This is a genomic window from Tunturiibacter gelidiferens (assembly GCF_013410115.1).
In the GTDB taxonomy this organism is placed as follows: Bacteria; Acidobacteriota; Terriglobia; order Terriglobales; family Acidobacteriaceae; genus Edaphobacter; species Edaphobacter gelidiferens.
Genome location: NZ_JACCCV010000004.1, coordinates 1 through 1,945, shown reverse-complemented (window position 1 = coordinate 1,945; position 1,945 = coordinate 1). Strand labels below are relative to the sequence as shown.

Sequence of the window (1,945 nt, the reverse complement as noted above, 5' to 3'; positions counted from 1 at the left end):
TGTTCCGTCCCGTTAGAAATGTCAGGGAAGACTGCTCTTTAGAAATGTCATTCTAAACACGTAGCCGTCGCCGTGCGGTGGGAATGTGGTAATACCGCGTTCTTTGCGGGATTTCCAAGGACTGTGGGAAGAGAGGGAAACGGCTTCTTGTTTTCCTCTCTTCCCATCAGGCCGTCATTTCCACCGCCCCAATTTTCGCGCGAAAAAATCGAAGTTGCCCATGTCTTCGACCGAACTGGATGTTTCGCACTCATCTAAGGTTGAGCTATGCCTATCGCGGCTGCACACGCCCTCATGTTCTTTGTTGCTGCTGCTGTTGCACGGTTCGGTTGGTTCATGGCTCACAAGCCTGAGCGGGCACTCCGCATCTTTCTTTTTGGACAGGAACCGGCCTTTGGTCGCGGATTCGCAATTGCTTGGAGCAAAACGGTGGGCTGGATGTTCACTGTCGGAGGCTGTTTGGGCACCGTGCTTTATCTAGTCCTCATCCCTTTCGACTTATTCCATGCCCGCTGAGGAGGATCAGGCTTTCTCGGCAATGGTTTCGGCCATCACTGCTGCCTTTGCGGGAATTTTCGGAACGATATAGCCCGGTCCATAAGTTTGTCGCCCTCGCTTCTGATATCCGTCTTTCTCGCTGTTGGTTTTGATTTTGGCTTCGAAGCGGGTGGCCTGTTGAGCCTTAACGAGCGCCAACGCGTGTCCGAGACGTTTGTTTTCAATGATCGCAGTATGGCTGACACGTTGATCCTTGCTGAAAATGCGGTAGGGAAGCACATGGCCGTTCCACCTGACTTCGAGGGGCCTGCCCGCGAAATCGAAGACATCGACGTACTCTCCAGCTAGCCCCTTTGCGATTTCGGTCTTCTCGAGAATGATCTGCTTCCTGTCGTAATGGAACGTAAGTTGCGCTCCGACATGTCGCTTCTCCTGGTGGCAGAGAATATCCTCCAGTCGTCTAGCCGTGCTGGGAATCGGGCGATGGAGGTCACCGTCATTCGCTGGTGGAACAGCAAAGCGCTCGTTGAAGCATTCCATAAACGTAGGCAGGAAATCGTTGGCTGCCTCTATGTCGCAGACGTTGGCTAGACGCAGCTCCTTCACCAAGCGGTCCTGCAGCGTTCGATTCACTCGTTCCACGCGGCCTTTAGCCTGACTGGAGTTCGCACACAGAATCTCGATGTTTAACTCGGCCAGCGCCCTTCCGAACTGCGTCATGCCAGCGCCGCCCTTGGCGTCGCGGTTTTGCCGGAAGACTGTGTGCTTGTCAGAATAGAACGCCACTGGAGCACCATGCGCTTCAAGGTATCCACGGAGCGCATAGAAGTAAGAATCGGTGCTCTCGCTCAAAACGAACTTCAACTGCATCAAGCGGCTCGTCGCATCGTCGATGAAGACCAGAAGCGTACACGGTTCCGCTCGATGCTCAAACCAGCGGTGATTGCTCCCGTCGATCTGCACCAGCTCTCCAACGCGCTCGCGGCGAAGACGTGGCTGATGGAACCTCTTACGTTGCTTCCTGGACAGCCAAAGGCCTTCAGCCATCATCCAGCGCCGCAGGGTCTCCGTTCCGAGATGAATGCCGTGCCGCTCCGCAAGAGCCTCTGACGCAAGCGTGGGGCCGAAGTCACTGTAGTGTGACCTGACAAGCTCAACGGCGTACGCCCGAATGCCCGAGTTGATCTTCCTGTTGGAGTCTCGGCCTCTGGCCTTGTGGGCAAGGCCGGCGCCACCCAGCTCCTGATACCGAGCCAGCAGCCGGAACGCCTGGCGAACGCTGATGTCTAAAACCGAGGCTGCCGCGACAACTGTTCGTTGGCCCGCAAGTACTTCACTCAAAACCGCAATACGTGTCAGATCACGCTGGCTCATCCTGATCAGATCCATCCTTTGAACATGACATTTCAAAAGAGGAGAACCATGACACTTCTATTGGGTTGTTACA

The 1,945-nt window shown here is 55.0% G+C and carries 1 pseudogene; it reads right to left on the bottom strand.

Annotated elements, in window-relative coordinates:
• Positions 1–603 precede the first annotated feature (603 nt).
• Positions 604–1,887, bottom strand: a pseudogene (locus HDF12_RS21940) (ISNCY family transposase); the annotation flags it as partial.
• Positions 1,888–1,945: the final 58 nt, after the last annotated feature.